Origin of the sequence: Paractinoplanes maris (assembly GCF_023544465.1) — a bacterium.
Classification (GTDB): Bacteria; Actinomycetota; Actinomycetes; order Mycobacteriales; family Micromonosporaceae; genus Actinoplanes; species Actinoplanes maris.
Genome location: NZ_JALPVL010000015.1, coordinates 221,732 through 243,124 on the forward strand (window position 1 = coordinate 221,732; position 21,393 = coordinate 243,124).

A 21,393-nucleotide genomic window follows, 5' to 3' on the forward strand; every position below is an offset into this window, starting at 1 on the left:
ATGCGCAAGTCCATCCACCGCACCATCGGCGGTGCCCTCAGCGCGGTCACCATCGCCGCCGGTCTCGCCCTGGCCCTGCCCGCCGACGCCACCCCGAACCACCAGGCCAAGCCGACCATCGTGCTCGTGCACGGCGCGTTCGCCGACTCGTCCAGCTGGAACGGCGTCATCGAGCGGCTCCGCCGGGACGGTTACCCGGTCCGCGCCGCGGCGACCCCGCTGCGCGGTATCGCCACCGACGCCGCGTCGGTCAAGAGCCTGGTCGATTTCATCGGCGGTCCGGTGGTCCTGGTCGGCCACTCGTACGGCGGAGCCGTCATCAGCACGGCCGCGGCCGGTGATCCCGCGGTCAAGTCGCTCGTCTACATCGCGGCCTTCGCCCCCGACGAGGGGGAGACCGTCGGGGCGCTCAGCGCCAAGCCGGTGCCGGACCCCATCGCCGCCCTTCCGCTCCAGCAGGTCCCGACCGGACCGCAGAGCGCGGACCTCTACCTCGAACCCGCGAAGTTCCGCAGCGTCTTCGCGGCCGACGTCGACCCGGCCACGGCGGCCACCATGGCCGCCACCCAGGAACCCGTGAACGCGGCCGCCTTCGCCGAGCCGGCCCCCGCGGCCGCCTGGAAGACGATTCCCTCCTGGTATCTGGTCGCCCGGAACGACAAGGCCATCGCCCCGAACCTGGAGCGTTTCATGGCCGCCCGGGCCAAGTCCCGGACCGTCGAGGTCAACTCGTCGCACGCCGCCATGGTCAGCCACCCCGAGCAGGTCACCCGCCTGATCGAGGCCGCGGCTCGCTGACGGCGCCGATCCGGACGTGTGCCGCTGAGCCCCGGCCCAGCGGCACGCCGTCGTCGGTCGAGCAAGCCGGTCCGCGGTCACTCGCGGGCGGCCAGCAGGGTCACGGGTGGGTGGCGGGTGGCTGACCACGACGTGATCAGGCTGGTCAGGCCGGTGACGGTCAGGATCAGGGCGGCCACGGCGGCGAAGAGCGGCCACGGCAGGTCGAGGGTGGCCACGCCGGTCACGGCGGACGTCGTGGACAGCACCGCGACGAAAGCAGCCGACGCGGCCAGGAGGCCCAGCAGCAGGGCGGCACCCGTCACGGCGTACGCCTCGAGCAGTGCCGCCCGGACGACCTGGCCGCGGGTCAGGCCGGTCACGCGGGCCTCGGCGAACTCGCGGCGGCGGGTCGCGGCGCCGATCACGATGGAGTTGACGACGCCGATCAGGGCGTAGAGACCGCCCAGCCCCAGCACGACCAGCAGGACCTTGTCGTTGGTCGAGTTGCGCAGCTCGGCGTCGGCCCGCAGCCAGTCGCCGATGGTGGAGACCGGGCCGATGCTGGTCAGCCGGGACCCTACGGAGGAAGCGTCAGCCCCGGGCGCGAGCGTCACGAACGAGGTGGTCGGACCGGTGGCGGGCACCAGACCCGTCGGCAGCAGCAGGCTCGCGCCACCACTGAGCATCTCGGGCACGGCGGCCACCACCGGCAGCTCCCCGAGATCGGCCCCGGCCACGCGGACCCGCACCGGCCCGCTCGACGGCACCTCACCGCCCGGCCCCCGGGCGACCGCACGACCCCGCAGGTCGACCGGGGTCCCGTGCACCGCCGCGTACGCCGAAGGGTCGATCACCAGGGCGGTCACGTCGGTGGTCTCCTGGTCCTCGCCGGAGCCGACGGTGACCTGGGCCGGCAGCGAGGTCTCGACCGACACGGTGGACACTCCCGGCACCGAGCCGGCGGGCACCCGGCCCTCCACCACAAAATCGGCGTGCGTCGAGCGGGCCACCTCGTCGATGCCGCTCGCCGTGAACGACGCCCCGGCGCCCGTGTTCCCGATGACCAGCGCGACCAGCACGATCAGCGGGGCCGCCACCGAGGCCGACCGTCGCCGGGCGTCGCGGACGGCGGCCCGGGCCAGCGAGCCCAGCACACCCCCGCCGAACGGCATCAGCCGGGCGAGCAGCGGAACCAGCAGCGGCCCGAACGCCACCACCGCCACCGCGGCCGGCATCGCCACGTTCATGGCCATCGCCTGACCGCCGGCCGGGCCGCCGTGCGGAGCCACGATGACCAGCGCCAGCGCGCCGCCGAAGAAGAAAAGGCCGGCGACCCAGCGCCCGGCCGTCATGACCCGGGCCGCCGGGCCGCTCTCCCGCAGCGCCTCCAGCGGCCGCACCCCGGCCGCGCGCCGGGCCGCGACGAGCACACCGGCCACCGCGAGCACCACGCCCGTGCCGACCGAGACCCCGAGGATCCACATGCGCCACTCGCCGGTGAAGCCGGCCGGCACGAAGGCGAACCGGCGCATCAGCCAGGTCTGCACCGCCATCACGCCGAGCCCGGCCGGCACCCCGAGCGCGGCGCCGCCCAGCCCGAGCAGCAGCGCCTCACCCAGCAGCAGCCGGCGCACCTGCCGGCGGCTGCCGCCGACCAGTCGCAGCAGAGCCAGATCACGGCGGCGCTGGTCGACGGTGAACGCGAACGTCGAGCTGATCACGAAGCCGGCCAGGAACACCGCCCCGCCGAGAACGATGCCCAGCATGGGCACCGCGGCCTCGTCGGCCGAAGCACCGTCGAGGGTCGCCGCCGAGATGAGCAGCAACAGTGACGACTGCACCAGCGCCACCCCGAGGGTGACCGAGAGCAGCGCGCCCACAAACAAAGTCCAGCGCTCGGCCAGGCCGGCCCGGCTCATCCCCAGCATCTCAACGCTCCCAAGCGGCGAGCCGGTCGGCGACCTCGCGCGCGTCGGCCCCGATGAGCCGGTCGACCACGCGGCCGTCGCGCAGGAAGACCACGGCATCGGCCCGGGCCGCCGCACCGGGGTCGTGGGTGACCATCACGATGCTCTGGCCGGCGTCGGCCATCGCCCGCATCAGGTCCAGGACCGTACGGGCGGCGGTGGAATCGAGTGCGCCGGTGGGCTCGTCGGCGAAGAGCACCTCGGGTCGCGTCACCATGGCCCGGGCGATCGCGACCCGCTGCTGCTGGCCGCCGGAGAGCTCGCGCGGCTTGTGCCGGGCCCGGTCGGCCAGGCCCACGGCGTCGAGCGTCGCGCGGACGACCGAGCGCGACGGGCGCTTACCGGCCAGTCGCAGCGGCAGGGCCACATTCTGCTCGGCGGTGAGCGCGCCGATGAGGTTGAAGCTCTGGAAGACGAACCCGATCCGGGTGCGGCGCAGAGCGGTCAGGTCAGCGTCGCCGGCCGCGGTCAGATCGGTGTCGCCCAGCAGCACCCGGCCGGTGTCGACCCGTTCGAGGCCGGCCGCGCAGTGCAGCAGGGTGGACTTGCCCGAGCCGGACGGGCCCATCACCGCCGTCCACCCACCGCGCGGGAAGTCGAGAGTCACGTCGTCGACGGCCCGGACCGCGGCGGGCCCCCGGCCGAAGACCCGGCTGACCCCGTGCAGCGTCACCGCGGCCGAGGTCGTCGTCATCGTCGTCATGACGTCGACGCTAATTTCGCGGCGGCCCCGAGTCGCTGCGGCCTACCACCGAATCGACGGTAGTGGTAACACCCCTACCGTCCCAGGGCCGGGCCCAGGTGGGTGGCGATGTCGGTGAGGATCTGCACGTAGTCGGGGTGCTCGAAGCTGAACGGCAGCGCGAAGGCCACCTCGTCGATCTCGCGGAACGCGGCGTGGGCGTGCAACTGCTCGGCGATCTCGGCCGAGCTGCCGACGTAGTCGCGGGAGAAGAGCATGCGGGCCGGGCCCTGGGGTTCGCGGGTGCGCGGGGTGCGCTTGTCGACGTACGCCGCGTATTTGGTCTTCTGCTCCGGAGTCGCCGAATCGGTGGGGATCACGACCAGGCCCTGGGAGACCCGGGCGCGCTCGCCGTCGGGGTGGTGCGCGCGGAAGGCGCGGATGTGCGACAGCTGGATCTCGGCGAAGTCCCCGGCCTCCTCGGCCTTGACGACGCTGCTGGTCAGGAAGTTCATGCCGTGCTCGCCGGCCCACTGGGCGGAGCGCAGGCTGGCCCCGCCATACCACATCCGCTTGATCAGGCCGGGGGAGTGCGGCTCGACCCGGTCGGAGAACTCCTCGACCACGCCCTGCTTGCCGCTGAAGTCGCTGGCCCGGTCGCCGCGCACGAAACCGAGGAGCCGCTCGACCCGGCGGTAGGTGAAGTCCTCGACGTCGGCCGTGTCGGGATAGAGAGCTTCCTTGACCGTGTCGTAGTTCATCGGCGGGCCGACGCTGAGGCCCGGGTTGAGGCGCCCGCCCGACAGCACGTCGACGGTCGCGAGGTCTTCGGCCAGCCGCAACGGGTTCTCCCAGCCGAGCGGGATCACCGCCGTGCCGAGCTCGATCCTCGACGTGCGCTGCGAGGCCGCGGCCAGCACGGCGACGGGTGACGAGATGCCGTACTGCAGGTGCCGGTGCCGGACCCAGGCGCTGTCGAAGCCGAGTTCCTCACCGAGCTGGATGATCTCGAGCGTCGACTCGTGCCCGGCCCGCGGATCGTCGCGGTCGAACAGCCCGATGGTGAGAAAGCCCAGTTTCCGCAGAGGTCGCGACGTCACGCCTCCACCCTGCCACGGATGATCGCCGCCGGGGACTGTGACCTTCGCGGCCCACCCCGGAGGCCTAGAACAGCGACCGGTCGCCGGGGCCGGGGTGTCCATCCCATTCGTCCGGGGTCGGCGGCGTGTCCCGGAACGGGAGGTCCAGGTCGAGCTCCGTCGTCGTCTCGGCCGGCCAGAAGGGCTCGTACAGTTCCGTCCCGGGGCTCGGAGCCTCGAAGGCCGGCGGGCGAGGCATGGTGAAGTCGCCGACCACGAAGGCGCTTTCGACGCCGACCGTGTTCAGCTGACGATTGCCCTCACCGACCATCGCCCCGTCGACGTGCATGAGGCTCATCTCCGCGTACGGTGTCAGGCTGATCCCCTGGACCCGGTTGTTGCGGAAATCCACCGGCAGGTCCTGGACGACGCTGTTGACGGTGGCCAGCAGCGAGGTCGTGTCGGTGGCCGCACCCTCCGGGCAGACGAGCCCGGCCACCGCACGGGCGAGCTCTTGGTTGCCCCGCAGCAGATCCTGCACCCCCGGCAGGCTGGACGTCACGTAGGTGAAGTGGTTGCGCTGGTGACCGCCGTCGCCGACCATGACGCCGAAGCTGAATCCCAGCAGGCTGCCCAGAAACCCGGGCGCTTCCGGAGCTCCGGGATCGGTGACGGTCAGCCGGGCCGGATGCCAGGAGACGGACCATCCCGGGTCGCTGAGCGCGGCGATCAGCGCGTCGCGGCGGCCCACATCGTCCGGATCCATCGTGACCTCGGCGATGGCCTGCCTGACCCCGGGCCGGGCCAGGACGCTGCGGAGGTCGAAGTCGACGTCCCGCACGGTGACCTCGAAACGGTTGATCTGCTGGTTGTCGTCGCCGATCACCACGCCGCGCACATCGCTGAGAGCGACGTCGTAGTCGGCTCGTGGGGCCGGTGCTTCGGCGCTCAGACCGGCGAAGGCCTCCGACGCCGAGCCGGCGCTCGGGCGGAACAGCCGCGCCAACTCATGCGTGCCCAGGAGCGGTCGATCGGCGCCGATCACCACCGTCGACTCGGGCCCGGTCTGCGTCAGCGTGTGGATCGACGTCAGGAGGTGGAAATCCGGGCGTTCCCAGGCACCGCCGATCGCTTCCTGATCGTCGGGATCGTCGTCGGTCGCGAGCCGATACAGCGGAATCGGCAGGCCGGCGTAGGCCACCGGCGTCCCCGTCAGCAGTTGCTGCCACTGGGCAGGTCGCAGGAGGAACTCGGTCGCCGCCACATCGTGCCGGGTGACCTGATCGGACCACCAGATCTCGCAGGTGCCGGTGTCGCGTCGATCGATGGTTCTGATCAGAACCAGACGTCCGGTCGTGTCGCCCCACCAGAAAAGGCGTACCCGCACCCGAGCCAGATCGGACCGCATGAGATCTCCCGTCGCCGATGTCTCACTCTAAGGCGCCGGGTCGCTACGGAAACAGTGTCAGGAGGCGGCCACGGCGTCGTGGACGGTGGTCTCCTGGCGGCCCAGGAAGACCGGGTCCCGCTGGGTGATGACGTCGGCGGCGGCCTTGACGACGGCGCCCCGCTCGCGGACCACCGAGTTGCGCCACGGCTCCTGATAGATCTTGACCGTGTCGTCGCCGACGCCGGTGGCCTCGACGCCCTGGCTGCGGCAGAGGGCGACCGCGCGGTCGATGTGATAGGTCTGGGTGACGACGACGGCCTGGCGGACGCCGAAGACGCGGCTGGCCCGGGCGCACGAGTCGTAGGTGTCGAAGCCGGCGTAGTCGATCGCGATCCGCGAGGCCGGCACGCCGTGGGCGATCAGGTAGACCTCCATCGAGCCGGGCTCGTCGTACTCCCAGCGGCCGTGGTCGCCGGAGACCAGGATGGCCTTGACCTTGCCCGCGTCGAGCAGGCGCCGGGCGATGTCGAGGCGGGCGGCCAGGAACGGTGAGGGCTGGCCGTCGGCGTAGACCTCGGCACCGAGCACGAGAGCGACCGGGGCGGCGGGCACGTCGGCCTCGCTGTAGACGTGGCCCCGGGCGGCGGCCTGCACCCACAACTCGCTGCCGCCCCAGGTGAGCCCGCCCAGCGCGACGGAGGCCACGGTTGCGAGGATCGTGAGGCGGAGCAGGCGGCGGCGCGTGATGATCGGCACCCGCCAGAGGATGCCAGCCGCTGTCAACGCCATGATGGGCCGGTGTCCCGCCTCGATGATGTCGCCGCCGCCACCGATGACGATCCCTTCATGCTGTGGGCGGCCGGCCGCCCGGGCGTACGGGTCTGGGCCGAGCCCGGCGCGGTCGTGGTGGCCGCCCCCGCGCTGTCCCGCCGCGACCGACTGGCGATCCACGGCGAGCCCGGCCCCCTGGCGGTCCTGCTGAAACGGGTGCTGCCGGAGGTCGGGCCGCAGTATCGGCCGTTCGGCTACGAGGCGACGGTCGTCGAGACCGCGGAACGGTTGCCCGGACTGTCGGTCGCGGGGACCTTCGCGTGGATGGAGACCGCCTCCCCGCCATCCGGGAACAGTGCCGGCGAGTGGCTCGCCGACGACGAGTTGCCGCAGGTCACGGCGCTGTTGGAGAGGGACTTCCCGGACTCGTACGCCCGTCCCGGCCTCCCCGGGGTCACCCGGTGGGCCGGGCTCCGGGCCGAGGACGGCACGCTGGCCGCCGTCGCCGCGGACGCCTGGTCGTCGCCCCGGGTCGGGCTGCTGGGCGGCGTCGCCACCCGCTCCGACCAGCGTGGTCGAGGGCGGGCGGCGACGCTCTGCGCCTTTGTCACCAGCGAGCTGCTGATCGGCCGCGACCGGGTCGCGCTGCTCGCCGACCACTGGAATGTCGCGGCCGTGGCCACGTACCGGAAATTAGGTTTCCGCTCGAAGCCTCTGGCCGCCGCTCACCAGGTCACTCGCTGACGATCCGGAACGGTGCCCGCAGCAGGTCCCGCTCGCGCGAGCTCGGGCCGACCAGCAGCTCGAAGTCGCCCGGCTCGACGATGCGGCGGCCGTCGGCGGTGACCAGCGAGCAGGCCGACGCGGGCAGCTCCAGCTCGACGGTCACGCTCTCGCCCGGCGGCACCTCGACCTGGCGGTAGGCCTTCAGCTCCCGGCCGGCCCAGGTCACCGAGGTGACCAGGTCGCTGATGTACGCCTGCACGGTCTCGACCGCCGGCCGGGCGCCGCTGTTGGTGAGCGTGACGCTGGCCCGCACGATCTCGTCGGCGGCCACCGAGGGCGTGGTGACGGTCAGATCCCCGTACGTCAATGTGGTGTAGGTCAAGCCCTCGCCGAAGACGAACAGCGGGTCCTGGGTGAGGTCGGCATAGCGGTTGCCGTGCTGACCCCGGATGGTGTTGTAGTAGACCGGCTGCTGCCCGACGTGCCGGGCCACCGACAGCGGCATCCGCCCGCTCGGCTCGATCGCGCCCAGGATCAGCTCGGCGATCGCCCGGCCGCCGCGCATGCCCGGGTTGAAGGCCTGGATGATCGCCGCCGCGCCGAGCGCCGACGGGGGCAGGACCGACGGCTTCGAGTTGACCAGCACCACGATCATCGGGGTTTTGGTGGCGGCGACCGCGTCGAGCAGCGCGATCTGGCCGCCTTGGAGCTCGAGGGTGGCGGTCGACTTGTGCTCGCCGGTCAGGTTGACCGTGTCACCCACCACGACCACCGCGTAGTCGGAGCGGACCGCCTTGTCGCGGGCCACGTCGATCAGGTGATGGTCGACCGGCGCGCCGACCGAGATCGGCGGGCGGGGCTGCCCGTCCGGATAGGTCGCGCCCTCGGGGTCGGTCACCAGCCGCTCGATCTCGGCCCCGCGGGCGTGCTCGATCACCCAGGTGGCCGGGGCGACGGCCCGGAAGCCGTCGAGCACCGTCTCGGTGAGCTCGCGCGGGTGGCCGTCGGGCATCCAGTCGACCTGACCGGAGTCGCCGGCCCAGTCGCCGAGCTGGGCCGAGACGCTGTCGCTGTTGGGGCCGATCACCGCGATGCGGCGGAACTTGCCGGCCGGCTCGATCGGCAGCACGCCGTCGTTCTTGAGCAGCACCAGCGAGCGGCGGGCGACCTCGAGGTTGAGCTCGGCGTGCTCGGCCGTGCCGATGACCTCACGCTGACGCTCCTCGGAGGGCGCGCGCGGGTTCTCGAACAGGCCCAGCTCGAACTTGAGGCGCAGGATACGGCGGACGGCCGCGTCGATCTCCTCCTCGGCCAGCAGACCGCGCTCGACCGCTTCCTGAGCGCCCTCGAAGAAGCCCGGGGTGACCATGACCAGGTCGTTGCCGGCCTTCACCGCGACCGCGGCGGCCTCGGCGTAATCGGCGCAGACCTTTTGCTCCCAGACCATGCGGCCGACGTTGTCCCAGTCGGTGACGAGCGTGCCGGTGAAGCCCCACTCCTCTTTCAGGACATCGTTGAGCAGCCATTTGTTGGCGGTGATGGGCACGCCGTCCATCGACTGGTAGCCGAGCATGAAGACCCGGCAGCCCTCCTTGGCGACCCGCTCGAACGGCGGCAGGAACCAGGAGCGCAGCTTGCGCGGGCTGAGGTCGGCCTCGCTGGCGTCGCGGCCGCCCTGGGTCTCGGAGTAACCCGCGAAGTGCTTGGCCGTGGCCAGGATCGCGGTCGGGTCGTCGAGGCCGCCGCCCTGGTAGCCGCGGATCATCGCCGAGCCCAGCTCGCCGATCAGGAACGGGTCCTCGCCGAACGTCTCGTCGACCCGGCCCCAGCGCAGGTCACGGGTGATGCACAGGACGGGCGAGAAGGTCCAGTGGATGCCGGTGGCGGCCACCTCGACGGCGGTGACCCGGGCGACCCGCTCGATCAGGTCCGGATTCCAGGTCGCCGCCATGCCGAGCTGGGTCGGGAAGATCGTCGCCCCCGGCCAGAACGAGTGGCCGTGGATGCAGTCCTCCGCGGTGAGCAGCGGAATCTGCAGCCGGGTCTTGGCGACCAGGTCGATCGCCTCGAGCATCTTGGCCGGGGAGGTGTGCAGGATCGAGCCCGCCAGCATCTCGCTGACGATCTCCTTCACGTCGCCCCGGGCATCCAGCTGCAGCATCTGACCCACCTTTTCGGGCAGGGTCATCCTGCCCAGCAGGTCGTCGACCCGCTGGTCGACAGGCAGGGATGCATCCCGATAAGGGACGTCAGCAGGCACGTGCGCCTCCGGTCGTCAAGACCGCGGTGGCACGGTCATAGAAACACGAACAACCCGGAGTCTTCCAGCCCGGAACCGGTTACGGGACCCCGCCCTGGTTCCGGAACTGTTCACTTAGTTGTCCGGGTCGCTTTCATCGATGCTCGGCGCCTCGATGCCGGCCGCCTCGAGAGCGTCGAGCCGGGCCTCGGCCGCCTCCTTCTCCCGCTCGGCCAGCGTCGCATACTCCACCAGCACGGACGGGTCGGCGGTGTCCTCGAGCCGGTCGAAGAACCGCTGGGTGGTGCGGACAGCTTCGGCGTACGCCTCGGCGGTCTCCCGGATCGCAATGATCGTCTTGTCAACCATGCGCCAAGTCTTACCACCTGAGGACGGCCGGTGCTCAGCCCAGCCGCCCCGCGGTGCGCAAGCGGTGCTGATCCCAGACGGTGATGCGGCCGTAACGGGTGCTGACGAGGTGGGCGTCCCGCAGCTCGCGCAGAGCCTTGTGGATCGAGCCCTCGGCGGCGCCGCACAGTGCCGCCAGCTCGGGCTGGGTCAGGCGAACGCCCAGCTCCAGGGCGCCGTGGCCGAGCGGCTGACCGTGCTGCTCGGTCAGCTCGGCGATGATCCGGGCCACCCGGACCCGGATCGGATAGACGGTGAAGTCGGTCTGCCGCCGGTTCGACCGGCGCAGGCGGGTGGCGACCATGGTGGCCAGCGCCACCGCGGCGTCCGGATGCCGGGTCAGGAAGGTCGTGAACTTCTCACCCGGGATCATCACGACACTGCCCGGGACGGCCATCGTGATCGTGGCGCAGCGCGGCGAGCCGTCGAGCGCCGCCATCTCGCCGACCAGGTCACCGGCCGTGCGGATCGAGATCAGGGACTGGCTGGTGGACACCTTGGCCACACCGCGCCGGATGACGAGCACGTGCGACTCGTCGCTGCCCTCACGGGTGAGGACGCCACCCGTCGGCATGCTCTGCTCCGGACCCAGCCGCAGCAGGGTCCGGACGGTGGGTTCGGTGAGCTCGGCCAGCAGCGATCCGCGCGGCCACGTCTCCAGCGTGCTCATCTGTCGAGGACACCGCAGGTTGCGTGCCGGTGCCAGCGCTGAGCGTCACGATGTGACCAGCGACTCGTGGGTGAACGCAGTTGCTCCGACCAGGCGGGGTTGATACGGTCTTCTGCATAGTCATGCGGAGGTCAGTATGGGGATTCGGGTAGCGGTCGCGGGAGCCAGTGGATACGCGGGGGGCGAGTTGCTGCGCCTGCTCGCCGGTCACCCCGAGTTCGATCTCGTGGCCGCCACGGCACACTCGCAGGCCGGGCTGCACGTCACCGCCGTGCACCCGCAGCTGGCGGGTCTCGACCTGACGCTCACCACCACCGACGCGGCCGGTCTCAGCGAGGCTGACCTGGTGTTTCTCGCCCTGCCACACGGGCAGTCGGCGGCCCTGGCGGCCCAGCTGCCCGAGTCGGTCAAGGTCGTCGATCTGGGGGCCGATTTCCGGCTGCGGGACGCGGCTCTGTGGGAGCGCTATTACGGCGGTGCGCACGCCGGCACGTGGACCTACGGGCTGCCCGAGTTGCCCGGCCGCCGTGAGCTGATCGCGGCGTCCGACCGGGTGGCCAACACGGGGTGTTATGCGGCCACCGTCACACTCGCGCTGGCGCCGCTGATCGCCGCGGGCCTCGCCGACCCGGCCGACGTGGTCGTGGTCGCCTCCTCCGGCACCTCCGGCGCGGGCCGCAGTGCCAAGGTGAATCTGCTGGCCAGCGAGGTCATGGGCGACCTCACGCCGTACAAGGTGGGTGCCCACCAGCACGTTCCCGAGATCAAGCAGGCGACCGGCGCGACGTCGCTGTCGATGACGCCCGTGCTCGCCCCGATGCCGCGCGGCATCCTGGCCACCGTCACAGCGCGCTTCGCTCGTGAGGGTGACCCGCGCGAGGTGCTGGCGGCGGCCTATGCCGATGAGCCGTTCGTGCACGTCCTGCCGGAGGGCACGTGGCCGCACACGGCCGCGACCGCCGGCTCCAATTCCTGCCACCTGCAGGCCACCGTCGACGTCGACTCCGGTCGCATCGTGGTGGTCAGCGCTCTCGACAACCTCGGCAAGGGTGCCGCCGGCCAGGCCGTGCAGTGCGCCAACCTCATGTCCGGCCTGCCCGAGACGATGGGCCTGTCCCCGTTCGGAGTCGCACCGTGACCGTCACCACCCCCAAGGGCTTCCGCGCGTCCGGCGTCGCCGCCGGCCTCAAGCCCTCCGGCAACCGCGATGTGGCCCTGGTCGTCAACGACGGCCCCGATTTCACCGCCGCCGGCGTCTTCACCGGCAACCGTGTCAAGGCGGCGCCCGTGCTGTGGAGCCAGCAGGTGCTCAAGGGCGGTGTCGTCCGGGCCGTGGTGCTCAACTCGGGCGGTGCCAACGCCTGCACCGGCACCCAGGGCTTCCGCGACACGCACGCCACCGCCGAGCACACCGCCGCCGTGCTGCGCGGTGGCCCCAAGCCGCAGCTGATCGGCGCCGGCGACGTGGCGGTCTGCTCGACCGGCCTGATCGGCGAGCTGCTGCCGATGGGCAAGCTGCTGCCCGGTGTCGCCGCGGCGGCCAAGGCGTTGAAGGCCGACGGCGGTGTCGCCGCCGCCGAGGCGATCATGACCACCGACACGGTGGCCAAGAGCGCGGTGGTCCAGCGCGACGGCTGGTCGGTCGGCGGCATGGCCAAGGGCGCCGGCATGCTGGCCCCCGCCCTGGCCACCATGCTCGTGGTGCTCACCACCGACGCCAGCGCCGGCAACGAGGTGCTGGACGCGGCCCTGCGCGACGCGACCCGGGTGACCTTCGACCGGATCGACGCCGACGGCTGCATGTCCACCAACGACACCGTGCTCTTGCTGGCCAGCGGCGCCTCCGACGTGCAGCCCACGGCCGAGGAGCTGGCCGCGGCGGTCACCGAGGTCTGCCACGACCTGGCCCAGCAGCTCATCGCCGACGCCGAGGGCGCGACCAAGCACATCGCCATCGACGTGAAGGGCGCGGCCAGCGAGGCCGACGCGGTCGAGGTGGGCCGCACGGTCGCCCGCAACAACCTGGTCAAGACGGCGCTGTTCGGCAACGACCCCAACTGGGGACGCATCCTGGCCGCGGTCGGCACGACGACGGCCCGCTTCGAGCCCGACCGGGTCGACGTGGCGATCAACGACGTGTGGATCTGCAAGGGCGGTGCCGCCGCGGACGACCGGTCCAAGGTCGACCTGAGCGGCCGCGACGTCACGATCACGATCAACCTGCGCGAGGGCGAGATGGAGGCGACGATCTGGACGACCGATCTGTCGCACGCCTACGTGCACGAGAACTCGGCGTATTCGTCGTGACCAGCCCCGTCGAGAAGGCCGAGGTCCTCATCGAGGCGCTGCCCTGGCTGGAGCGCTTCCACGGCTCGACCATCGTGATCAAGTATGGCGGCAACGCCATGATCAAGCCGGAGCTCCAGCAGGCGTTCGCGGCCGACATGGCCTTCCTGCGCTACGCGGGCATCCGCCCGGTGGTCGTGCACGGCGGCGGGCCGCAGATCAGCCGGATGCTCGACCGGTTCGGCATCGAGAGCGAGTTCCGCGGCGGGCTGCGGGTCACCACCCCCGAGGCCATGGAGGTCGTGCGCATGGTGCTGACCGGGCAGGTGGGCCGCGAGCTGGTCGGGCTCATCAACCGGCACGGCCCGCTCGCCGTCGGGCTCTCCGGCGAGGACGCTCACCTGTTCACCGCCGTCCGCCGGGGCGCGCTGATCGACGGCGAGACGGTCGACATCGGGCTCGTGGGCGACGTCGACCGCGTCGACACGTCGGCCGTCGACGACCTCATCGCCGCCGGCCGCATCCCGGTGATCGCCAGTGTCGCCCCCGACGCCGACGGCGTGGTGCACAACGTCAACGCCGACACCGCAGCCGCCGCGCTGGCCGAGGCGCTCGGCGCGCACAAACTGGTCGTCCTCACCGACGTCCCGGGCCTCTACACCGACTGGCCCGACACGTCGTCGCTGGTCACCGAGATCGACGGCGACGAGCTGGCCAAGCTGCTGCCCCGGCTCGAGAGCGGCATGGTGCCCAAGATGGAGGCCTGCCTGCGCGCGGTGCGCGGCGGCGTGCCCGCGGCCCACGTGATCGACGGCCGCGTCGCCCACTCGACGCTGCTCGAAGTGTTCACCCCGGAGGGAATAGGAACCATGGTGGTCCCGTCCCTTCCCACCACCCCGCCGCCACCCAAGAATGGACTGAAGGCATGACTTCGCTGATCGAGCGGTGGTCGCACGCCGGCATGAAGAACTACGGCACGCCGCAGGCGGCCCTCGTGCGCGGTGAGGGCGCGGTGGTGACCGACGAGGACGGCAAGCAGTACGTCGACTTCCTCGGCGGCATCGCGGTGAACGCGCTCGGCCACGCCCACCCGGCCGTGGTCGCCGCCGTCACCCAGCAGATCCAGCAGCTGGGCCACGTCTCCAACTTCTACGTCGCCGAGCCGCCGGTCGCGCTGGCCGAGCTGCTGCTCGCCCTGGCCGGCCGGGCCGGGCGCGTGATCTTCACCAATTCGGGCGCCGAGGCCAACGAGGCCGCCTTCAAGCTCTCCCGCCTGACCGGGCGCAGCCACGTCGTCGCCACCCACGGCGCCTTCCACGGCCGGACCATGGGGGCGCTCGCCCTGACCGGGCAGCCCGGCAAGTCCGACCCGTTCCGGCCGCTGCCGGGCGACGTGACCCACGTCGACTTCGGTGATCTGGCCGCCCTCCGCGACGCCGTCACCGAGCAGACCGCCATGGTCATCCTCGAGCCCATCCAGGGGGAGAACGGTGTCGTGGTGCCGCCCGCCGGCTACCTGGCCGGCGCGCGGGAGATCTGCACGGCCAAGGGCGCGCTCCTCGTGCTCGACGAGGTGCAGACCGGCGTCGGGCGCACCGGCCACTGGTTCCACCATCAGAGCGAGGGCGTCGAGCCCGACATCATCACCCTGGCCAAGGGCCTCGGCGGCGGGCTGCCGATCGGCGCCTGCGTCGCCTTCGGCCGGGCCGCCGAGCTGTTCACCCCCGGCTCGCACGGCACCACGTTCGGCGGCAACCCGATCGCCTGCGCGGCCGGGCTCGCGGTGATCCGCACGATCGCCGGCGAGGGCCTGCTCGACCACGTCAAGCGGGTCGGCGAGCAGTTGCGCCGCGGCATCGAGGGTCTGCACCACCCGCTGATCAAAAATGTGCGCGGCGCCGGACTGCTGCTCGGCATCGTGCTCACCGCACCCGAGGCGAGTCGCCTCGCCGCCGCTCTCCAGGAGGCCGGGTTCCTCGTGAACGCCCCGCAGCCCGACGTCATCCGCCTCGCCCCGCCGCTGATCATCAGCACCGAGCAGGCCGACGCGCTCATCGCCGCTCTGGAGGGTGTGCTGTGACCCGCCATTTCCTGCGTGACGACGACCTGTCGCCGGCCGAGCAGAGCACGGTGCTCCAGCTGGCCGCCGAGATGAAGGCCGACCGGTTCGCCTACCAGCCGCTGACCGGCCCGCGCGCGGTCGCCGTCTTCTTCGACAAGGTCAGCCTGCGCACCCGGCTCTCGTTCGAGGCGGGCATCGCCGAGCTGGGCGGCCAGCCGATGATCGTGGACACTCACGCCACCCACTTCGGCCGGGGCGAGTCGCTGAGCGACGCCGGCCGGGTGGTCTCGCGCTATGTGGCCGCGATGGTCTTCCGGACGACCGGGGACGAGCGCCTGACCGAGCTGGCCTCCGACGTCAACGTGCCGGTGATCAACGCGCTGACCGACGGCTTCCACCCGTGCCAGCTGCTGGCCGACCTGCTGACGATCCGCGAGCGGCTCGGCTCGACGGCGGGCCGCAAGCTGGCCTACGTCGGTGACGCGGCCAACAACATGGCCCACTCCTACCTGCTGGCCGGGGCCACCGCCGGCATGCACGTCCGGGTGGCCGGGCCGTCCGGGTTCGACCCGGCGGCCGTGGTCGTGTCGCGCGCGGCCGAGATCGCGGCCTGGACCGGCGGCTCGGTCGAGGTCCTGCGCGACCCGTTCGAGGCCGCCGACGGCGTCGACGTGCTGGCCACCGACACCTGGACCTCGATGGGCCAGGAGGACGACGGCCTCGACCGGCTCACCCCGTTCTGGCCCTACCAGGTCAACGAGAAGCTGCTGGCCGCCGCGTCGGACGACGCGATCGTGCTGCACTGTCTGCCCGCCCACCGGGGCGAGGAGATCACCGACGAGGTGATGGACGGCCCCCAGAGCGCGGTCTTCGACCAGGCCGAGAACCGGCTGCATGCCCAGAAGGCGCTGCTGGCCTGGCTGCTGGCGGCCAACGAGGACGCGGCGAGCGAAAATCGGGTGGACGAGCGATGACCGGGCCGGTGACCAGGGCCGGTCGGCATGCACGGATCGTCGAACTGATCCGTGACAAGGCGATCCGCTCGCAGACCGAACTGGCCGATCTGCTGGCCGGCGAGGGTGTGCAGGTCACCCAGGCCACCCTTTCGCGCGACCTGGAGGAGCTGGGCGCCGTCAAGGTGAGCGGCTCCTATCTGATCCCCGAGGACGGCAAGCGCCCGCTCCGCGAGACCACCGAGCAGGGCCCGGCCCGGCTGCTGCGGCTGCTGCGCGAGCTGCTCACCGGTGTCGACGCCAGCGGCAACATCGCCGTCCTGCGCACCCCGCCGGGTGCCGCGCACTTCCTGGCCAGCGCCCTCGACCGGGCCGGCCTGACCGATGTCGTCGGCACCATTGCCGGCGACGACACGATCCTGGTCGTGGCCCGCGATGCCATCGGGGGCAAGGCCCTGGCGGCCAAGCTCGCCGAGTGGGCCGGTCACCACACCGAGAAGCAGACCGCGGAATACCGACACTTCTGAGAGGAGCACCCCGTGACCGAGCGGGTCGTTCTTGCCTATTCCGGAGGCCTCGACACCTCCGTAGCCATTCCGTACCTGGCCGACCAGATCGGCGGCGAGGTCATCGCGGTGGCGCTCGACGTCGGCCAGGGCGGCGAGGACATGGAGCTCATCCGGCAGCGGGCCCTCGACTGCGGGGCCGCCGAGAGCGTCGTGGTGGACGCCCGCGAGGAGTTCGCGGCCGACTTCTGCCTGCCCGCGCTGCGCGCCAACGCCCTCTACATGGACCGCTACCCGCTGGTCTCGGCGCTCAGCCGTCCACTGATCGTGCGTCACCTGGTCGAGGCGGCCAAGCAGTACGGCGGCACCGTCGTCTCGCACGGCTGCACCGGCAAGGGCAACGACCAGGTGCGCTTCGAGGTCGGCATCGGCGCCCTCGCGCCCGGTCTCAAGGTGGTCGCGCCGGCCCGGGACTTCGCGTGGACCCGTGACAAGGCGATCGCGCTGGCCGAGGAGAAGGGGCTGCCGATCGACGTGTCGCACAAGTCGCCCTACTCGATCGACCAGAACCTGTGGGGCCGCGCGGTCGAGACCGGCTTCCTCGAGGACATCTGGAACGCCCCGATCGAGGACATCTACTCCTACACCCAGGACCCGGCGGTCACCCGCGACCCCGACGAGGTCGTCATCACCTTCGACCGGGGCAACCCGGTGGCCATCGACGGCGAGACCGTGACCCCGTTCCAGGCCATCACCGAGCTCAACCGGCGGGCCGGCGCCCAGGGCGTGGGGCGCCTCGACATGGTCGAGGACCGCCTGGTCGGCATCAAGAGCCGCGAGGTCTACGAGGCCCCGGGCGCGATCGCTCTGATCGCGGCCCACCAGGAGCTCGAGAACGTGACCGTCGAGCGTGACCTGGCCCGCTTCAAGCGCTCGGTCGACCAGCGGTGGGGCGAGCTGATCTATGACGGTCTGTGGTTCTCGCCGCTCAAGCAGGCGCTGGACGCCTTCATCGACGACAGCCAGGAACACGTCTCGGGCGAGGTGCGCCTGACCCTGCACGGCGGGCGGGCCACGGTCACCGGCCGTCGCTCGGAGTCCAGCCTGTACGACTTCGGACTGGCCACCTACGACACCGGCGACACGTTCGACCAGACTCTGGCCAAGGGGTTCGTGCAGCTCTGGGGCTTGCCCTCACGCATGGCGTCGGCCCGTGACGCGCGACTGGCAGACTGACGCACCGTGACCGAAAAAACTTCTCTCTGGGGTGGCCGGTTCGCCGGTGGTCCCGCCGACGCCCTGGCCCGTCTCTCGGTGAGCGTCCAGTTCGACTGGCGCCTCGCCCCGTACGACATCGCCGGTTCGCGGGCGCACGCCCGGGTGCTCGCGGCGGCCGGGCTGCTCGACCCGGACGAGCTGGGTCAGATGCTGGCCGCCCTGGACGATCTCGAGGCGGCCTGCGCGTCCGGCGAGTTCCGGCCGACCATAGACGACGAGGACGTGCACACCGCCCTCGAGCGCGGCCTGCTCGAACGGCTCGGCACGCTCGGCGGCAAGCTGCGCGCCGGCCGCTCGCGTAACGACCAGGTCGCCACCGACCTGCGGCTCTATCTGCGCGACCACGCCCGCGGGGTGGCCGTGGCGCTGGTCGAGCTGGCCGACGCGCTGACCGAGCAGGCCGCCCGCAACGTCGACACGCCCGCGCCCGGCATGACCCACTTGCAGCACGCGCAGCCCGTCTCGTTCGGGCACTGGCTGCTCGCCCACGTGCAGCCCCTGCTGCGGGACCTCGACCGGATGCGCGACTGGGACAAGCGGACGGCCGTGTCGCCGCTCGGCAGCGGCGCGCTGGCCGGTTCGTCGTTGCCGCTCGACCCGGCCGCCGTCGCCAAGGAGCTGGGCTTCACCTCGCCCGCACCGAACTCGATGGATGCCGTGGCCGATCGGGACTTCGTGGCCGAGTTCCTCTTCATCACCGCGCTGATCGGCGTCCACCTCTCCCGGCTGGGGGAGGAGGTCGTGCTGTGGACGTCGACCGAGTTCGGCTGGGTCGAGCTGGACGACGCGTTCGCCACCGGTTCGTCGATCATGCCGCAGAAAAAGAACGCGGACATCGCCGAGCTGGCCCGCGGCAAGAGCGGCCGGCTGATCGGTGGCCTGGTCACGGTGCTGACCATGCTCAAGGGTCTGCCGCTGACCTACGACCGCGACATGCAGGAGGACAAGGAGCCCGTCTTCGACGCGATCGAGACGCTGGAGCTGCTGCTGCCCGCACTGGCCGGCATGGTCTCGACCATGACCGTCCGCGTCGACCGGCTCGCCGCCACCGCGCCGGTGGGCTTCTCGCTGGCCACCGAGGTCGCCGACTGGCTGGTCCGCAAGGGCGTGCCGTTCCGCGAGGCGCACGAGATCACCGGCAAGCTGGTCGCGCTGTGCTCGGTGCGCGAGTGCGAACTGGAGGACCTGACCGACGACGACCTCAAGACGGTCAGCGAGCACCTCGACCCGTCGGTGCGCCAGGTCCTCACGGTCGAGTCGGCCCTGGCCTCCCGCATCACCCCCGGCTCCACCGGCCCCGGCCCGGTCGCCGACCAGCTGGCCCAGGTCCAGCACCGCCTCGACACCTGGCGCCAGTGGGCGGTCGAAAAGGTGGTGCCCCGCTGACGAACCGCGGGAAGCCGGTCGCGCGACCGGCTTCCCGTGTGTAGCAGCCGGCGCAGTGGGTAGGCCGGTCGGGTGATCAGAGAATGAGCCGGCCGCTGACTGCCCCCGACGTCCAGGCGGTGCTGCTCGACGCCGACGGCAACCTGTTCCCCTCGGAGGAGCCGGCGTTCGTCGCGTCGGCCGACGTGACCAACCGCTTCCTGGCCTCGCTCGGGATCAGCCGCACCTACACCGCCGAGGAGCTGCGGCTCACCACGACCGGCAAGAACTTCCGGACGACGGCCGCCGACCTCGCCGCCGAGCACGGTGTCGTGCTCGGCGGGCAGGCCCTGACCGCCGACCTGCTCGAGGATTGGGTGGCCGAGGAGAAGAAGCTCGTGACCGAGTACCTCGGCCGGGTCCTGCGCCCCGACCCGCAGGTGCTCCGGTCGCTGCACCGGCTGGCCGCCCGTTACCGGCTCGCCGCGGTCAGCTCCAGCGCCCTGGCCCGGCTCGACGAGTGTTTCCGGGCCACCGACCTGGCCGGTCTGGTGCCCGCCGACCTCCGGTTCAGCGCCGAGGACTCGCTGCCCCGGCCGACCAGCAAGCCCGACCCGGCCGTCTACCGGTACGCCCTCGACCGCCTCGGGGTGTCACCGGCCCAGGCGGTCGCGATCGAGGACTCGGTGCCCGGTGCACGGTCGTCGGTCGCCGCCGGGATCCCGACTGTCGGCAACCTCGCCTTCGTGGCCCCGGCGGAGCGCCAGGCCCGCCGCGCCGACCTGGTCGCGGCGGGTGTGTCCCAGGTGATCGAGTCCTGGGCCGAGCTGCCCTGAGCGGGTCGATCGCGCCTGAGCGGGTCGATCGCGCCTGAGCGGGTCGATCGCGCCTGCGCGGGCCGAACGCGCCTGCGCAGGCCGAACTGGCTTGAGCGGTCAGCGCCGGCGGACCTCGATCGCCCCGGTGTCGAGCAGCTCCCGCGCGACCTCGGCCACCTTGCGCCGCTGGTCACGGGAGGCGCGGCGCAGCACGTCGAAGGCGGTGACCGCGTCGACGCCGTGCGAGGCCATCAGGTAGCCGACGGCGCGTTCGATGACCACCCGGTAGTCGAGTGCGTACTGCAGCTGACCGGCCAGCACGCCGGCCTGGTGGGCGGTCATGGCGGTGCTCAGGGCCGATTCGATGACGTCGCTGTAGGACGCCAGCGCGGCCCGCTCCGCCTCCTCCCATCGATGCGGTTCGCCGAGGTAGACGTCCAGCGTGCCGACCGGCACGCCACCGAGCCGGAGCGGACAGCCCAGGACGGCGCGAATCCCGTGCCGCGTCAGCGTGGGCGTGATGGCCGGCCACCGCGGGTCGTCGCCCAGGTCATCGGCCGCGACGACGTCGTTGCGGACGAACGCCTCGACGCAGGGGCCCGTCCCGGTCTCGCTCTGCACGTGTTCCAGGATGCGGCCGGCGCCGTCGCTGGCCGCGATGTAGTGCAGGTTGCTCATCTCGTCAGCGATCATCAGGCCGGCCCCGCTGACCTGGAACAGCGCCGCACAGGCCCGCACCGCCTCCTCCACCGCGGTGCTGATGTCGGTGTGCTGGGTCGTCTGCAGCCGGCGCAGGCTGCTGGCCAGCGACTGCGGGTCGATGGCGGCCATCAGGCGGTACCTCCGGGTGACTGCACGGGCGGTGTGGCGGCACCAGGCACGCCGGAGCCGAGCCGGAGCATCACGCCGAGGATGCCGGCGTAGGCCTCCACCGCCGTGATCTGCTCGGCGGTCCAGCTGTGCGGTCGCGCCCCCAAGGCGTTCAGAGTGCCGGCCACGCTGCCGGCGACACGGACGGGAACCGAGAGAACCGCCCGCACCGGCGGTTCGCCGTCGGTCCGGCTCGCCTCGAGCCACCGCCAGAGGGCGGCGTAGGCGGCCGACTCGGCGAGGTCGGGCACCACCATGACGGCGTCCGAGCGCACACAGTCGATGGCCGGGCCCAGGTCGAGGTGCTGCTGGCCCCGTTCGAGGGCGGCCCCGGCGTCATCGGTGACGCCCACCACCCGCAGAAGATTTCGCTCGTCGAGCAGCATCAGGCCGGCGCCGTCGACGCCGAGCACGTTCTGGGCGGCCTGCACCACCCGATCGAGGTGTTCGATCAGCGACTGGCCCTCGGTGCCGGGCGGCAGGTCGACGTTCCTCAGCAGGTTCTGCAGTGTCGCCGCCAAAGCTTGTTGATCGACCGGCACG

Annotated in this window: 21 protein-coding genes; 11 read left to right on the forward strand and 10 right to left on the reverse strand. The window is 71.9% G+C overall.

Annotation, left to right across the window (positions count from 1 at the left end; genetic code table 11):
- Entirely contained in the window at positions 1-798 is a 798-nt protein-coding gene (locus tag NAG42_RS37615; RefSeq protein WP_250037111.1) for an alpha/beta fold hydrolase, read from the forward strand.
- Between the two features lie 77 nt (positions 799-875).
- Here the strand turns inward: NAG42_RS37615 and NAG42_RS37620 are convergent, their stop codons facing one another.
- The 5 genes from NAG42_RS37620 to NAG42_RS37640 form a co-directional block, all read right to left on the reverse strand.
- The gene (locus NAG42_RS37620; RefSeq protein WP_250037112.1) at positions 876-2,699 is read right to left on the reverse strand and encodes an FtsX-like permease family protein; all 1,824 of its coding nucleotides are present in this window, start codon (positions 2,697-2,699) and stop codon (positions 876-878) included.
- A 10-nt stretch (positions 2,700-2,709) separates the two neighbouring features.
- Positions 2,710-3,441, reverse strand: coding sequence for an ATP-binding cassette domain-containing protein (locus tag NAG42_RS37625; RefSeq protein ID WP_250037223.1), 732 nt, complete (start codon positions 3,439-3,441; stop codon positions 2,710-2,712).
- Between the two features lie 83 nt (positions 3,442-3,524).
- Positions 3,525-4,529, reverse strand: a complete 1,005-nt coding sequence (locus tag NAG42_RS37630) for an LLM class flavin-dependent oxidoreductase (RefSeq protein ID WP_250037113.1) — start codon at positions 4,527-4,529, stop codon at positions 3,525-3,527.
- 64 nt (positions 4,530-4,593) lie between these two features.
- Positions 4,594-5,916 (reverse strand): hypothetical protein, encoded by a 1,323-nt coding sequence (locus NAG42_RS37635; protein ID WP_250037114.1) that lies wholly within the window; start codon positions 5,914-5,916, stop codon positions 4,594-4,596.
- Positions 5,917-5,973: 57 nt separating this feature from the next.
- Complete coding sequence (locus tag NAG42_RS37640; RefSeq protein WP_250037115.1) at positions 5,974-6,654, reverse strand: SanA/YdcF family protein; 681 nt, start codon at positions 6,652-6,654, stop codon at positions 5,974-5,976.
- Positions 6,655-6,696: 42 nt separating this feature from the next.
- Here NAG42_RS37640 and NAG42_RS37645 point away from each other — a divergent pair, with 42 nt between their 5' ends.
- Entirely contained in the window at positions 6,697-7,413 is a 717-nt protein-coding gene (locus NAG42_RS37645; RefSeq protein WP_250037116.1) for a GNAT family N-acetyltransferase, read from the forward strand.
- Here the strand turns inward: NAG42_RS37645 and NAG42_RS37650 are convergent.
- The 3 genes from NAG42_RS37650 to NAG42_RS37660 form a co-directional block, all read right to left on the reverse strand.
- Complete coding sequence (locus NAG42_RS37650; RefSeq protein WP_250037117.1) at positions 7,403-9,655, reverse strand: exo-beta-d-1,3/1,6-glucosidase; 2,253 nt, start codon at positions 9,653-9,655, stop codon at positions 7,403-7,405. The genes NAG42_RS37645 and NAG42_RS37650 overlap by 11 nt on opposite strands.
- A 114-nt stretch (positions 9,656-9,769) precedes the next feature.
- A complete protein-coding gene (locus NAG42_RS37655) occupies positions 9,770-10,003 on the reverse strand; it encodes a hypothetical protein (RefSeq protein WP_250037118.1) in 234 nt (77 codons plus the stop codon).
- A gap of 34 nt (positions 10,004-10,037) precedes the next feature.
- Positions 10,038-10,712 (reverse strand): Crp/Fnr family transcriptional regulator, encoded by a 675-nt coding sequence (locus NAG42_RS37660; protein ID WP_250037119.1) that lies wholly within the window; start codon positions 10,710-10,712, stop codon positions 10,038-10,040.
- Between the two features lie 136 nt (positions 10,713-10,848).
- Between NAG42_RS37660 and argC the strand changes: the two genes are divergently transcribed.
- The 9 genes from argC to NAG42_RS37705 all read left to right on the forward strand — a co-directional run bounded on the left by argC (position 10,849) and on the right by NAG42_RS37705 (position 19,998).
- Entirely contained in the window at positions 10,849-11,850 is a 1,002-nt protein-coding gene (gene argC, locus NAG42_RS37665; protein WP_250037120.1) for an N-acetyl-gamma-glutamyl-phosphate reductase, read from the forward strand.
- A complete protein-coding gene (argJ, locus tag NAG42_RS37670; protein WP_250037121.1) occupies positions 11,847-13,019 on the forward strand; it encodes a bifunctional glutamate N-acetyltransferase/amino-acid acetyltransferase ArgJ in 1,173 nt (390 codons plus the stop codon). The genes argC and argJ overlap by 4 nt, the downstream gene beginning before the upstream one ends.
- Positions 13,016-13,927: an acetylglutamate kinase gene (gene argB, locus NAG42_RS37675; protein ID WP_250037122.1), complete on the forward strand. Its 912-nt coding sequence runs from the start codon at positions 13,016-13,018 to the stop codon at positions 13,925-13,927. The genes argJ and argB overlap by 4 nt, the downstream gene beginning before the upstream one ends.
- Positions 13,924-15,078 carry an acetylornithine transaminase gene (locus NAG42_RS37680; RefSeq protein WP_250037123.1) on the forward strand — a complete coding sequence of 385 codons (1,155 nt, stop codon included), beginning with the start codon at positions 13,924-13,926 and terminating at the stop codon, positions 15,076-15,078. Before argB ends, NAG42_RS37680 begins: the two co-directional genes overlap by 4 nt.
- Positions 15,075-16,034 (forward strand): ornithine carbamoyltransferase, encoded by a 960-nt coding sequence (gene argF / locus NAG42_RS37685; protein WP_250037124.1) that lies wholly within the window; start codon positions 15,075-15,077, stop codon positions 16,032-16,034. Before NAG42_RS37680 ends, argF begins: the two co-directional genes overlap by 4 nt.
- Complete coding sequence (locus tag NAG42_RS37690) at positions 16,031-16,540, forward strand: arginine repressor (protein ID WP_250037125.1); 510 nt, start codon at positions 16,031-16,033, stop codon at positions 16,538-16,540. Before argF ends, NAG42_RS37690 begins: the two co-directional genes overlap by 4 nt.
- A 12-nt stretch (positions 16,541-16,552) precedes the next feature.
- Complete coding sequence (locus NAG42_RS37695; protein WP_250037126.1) at positions 16,553-17,755, forward strand: argininosuccinate synthase; 1,203 nt, start codon at positions 16,553-16,555, stop codon at positions 17,753-17,755.
- A 6-nt stretch (positions 17,756-17,761) separates the two neighbouring features.
- On the forward strand, positions 17,762-19,183 hold the full coding sequence (gene argH / locus NAG42_RS37700) for an argininosuccinate lyase (RefSeq protein ID WP_250037127.1): 1,422 nt from the start codon (positions 17,762-17,764) through the stop codon (positions 19,181-19,183).
- Between the two features lie 83 nt (positions 19,184-19,266).
- On the forward strand, positions 19,267-19,998 hold the full coding sequence (locus NAG42_RS37705) for an HAD family hydrolase (RefSeq protein ID WP_250037128.1): 732 nt from the start codon (positions 19,267-19,269) through the stop codon (positions 19,996-19,998).
- A 99-nt stretch (positions 19,999-20,097) separates the two neighbouring features.
- Here the strand turns inward: NAG42_RS37705 and NAG42_RS37710 are convergent, their stop codons facing one another.
- Together NAG42_RS37710 and NAG42_RS37715 are read right to left on the reverse strand one after the other, a co-directional pair.
- On the reverse strand, positions 20,098-20,811 hold the full coding sequence (locus tag NAG42_RS37710; RefSeq protein ID WP_250037129.1) for a GAF and ANTAR domain-containing protein: 714 nt from the start codon (positions 20,809-20,811) through the stop codon (positions 20,098-20,100).
- Complete coding sequence (locus NAG42_RS37715) at positions 20,811-21,392, reverse strand: GAF domain-containing protein (protein WP_250037130.1); 582 nt, start codon at positions 21,390-21,392, stop codon at positions 20,811-20,813. Before NAG42_RS37715 ends, NAG42_RS37710 begins: the two co-directional genes overlap by 1 nt.
- Position 21,393: the final 1 nt, after the last annotated feature.